Annotated in this window: 1 protein-coding gene; it reads left to right on the top strand. The window is 74.7% G+C overall.

The features are described from left to right. A partial coding sequence (locus AC27IQ_RS25235) for a DUF3772 domain-containing protein (RefSeq protein WP_487091256.1) occupies window positions 1-1,120 on the top strand: 1,120 nt, incomplete at both ends.

The raw sequence follows: 1,120 nt of genomic DNA, 5'->3' as shown, positions 1-1,120 counted from the left end.
CAGCGCCACGGCCCCCCGGGCCGGCGATCCGGCCCCTCGTTCGGTGGACGACCTGCGCAAGCAGCTCGACGCCGTCCCGAAAAAGCTCGATCCGGACGACGACGGCCGCAAGCTCGTCAACGAGGTCTATGCCATCGGCACGGCCGCCGAGCAACTCGTCGCGCAGCGCACCGAAGAGCTGGCCGACCTGGACACGCGCCTGGCCGGGCTCGGTCCCTCGCCCGAGAAAGGCGCGCCCGCCGACTCCCCCGACGTGGCGCAGCAGCGGGCCGGACTGGCCAAGCAGCGCGCCGTCGTGGATGCCGACCTCAAGCTGGCCCGCCTCATCGTGGTCGATGCCGACCAGCGCAGCGCCGACCTCGTGCGCCAGCGCCGCCAGCAGTTCCAGGATGCGCTGACCGCCCGCATCGACTCGCCGCTGGGCCCCACCTACTGGCGCGCGCTGCGCAACGCCTGGCCCTCCGACACCGCCCGCCTGTCGATGCTGGCGGTCGAGATCCGCCAGGCCCTGGAGCGGGCGATGGAGCCCGCCCGGCGCGCCACCTTCCTCGGCAGCCTGGCCGGCGCGCTGCTGCTGGCCGTGCTGGGCAACTGGCTGGCCAAGCGCGTGCTGGTGCGCGTGGCCCCCACGCGGCTGCCGTCCGGGCGCCTGCGGCGCTCGCTGCTCGCGGCGGTGTCGGTCGTGGTGCATGTGCTGCTGATCGGGCTGGCGGCGCAACTGGCGCTCAGCGGCGTCGACGTGGGCGACAACCTCGGCGACCGGCTGCACGGCCTGGGCAGCACGGCGGTGCGCCTGGCCATCTTCGCCTCGTTCGCCATCGGCCTGGGGCACGCGCTGCTGTCGCGCCGGCGCAGCTCCTGGCGGCTGCCTTCGCTGTCGGACGACCTGGCGCGGCGGCTGAGCCCCTACCCCTGGTGGATCGCCCTGGTCGCCATCACCAGCGGGCTCATCACCGAAATCAACACCGCCGTGGGCGCCAGCCTCGCGGCCGAGGTGACGACGCAGGCCGTGACGGCGCTGCTGGTCGCGCTCATCGCCATCGCCTGCCTGCGCCACCTGCACACCCCGCGCACCACGGCCAAGGACGGCGCGGCGGACGGCGGCAGCGAGCCCGCCGAG

The organism is Acidovorax sp. KPB24-07, from assembly GCF_057543315.1.
Note: the sequence above shows the minus strand (reverse complement) of the source record. Positions and strands in the feature narration are given on the sequence as shown.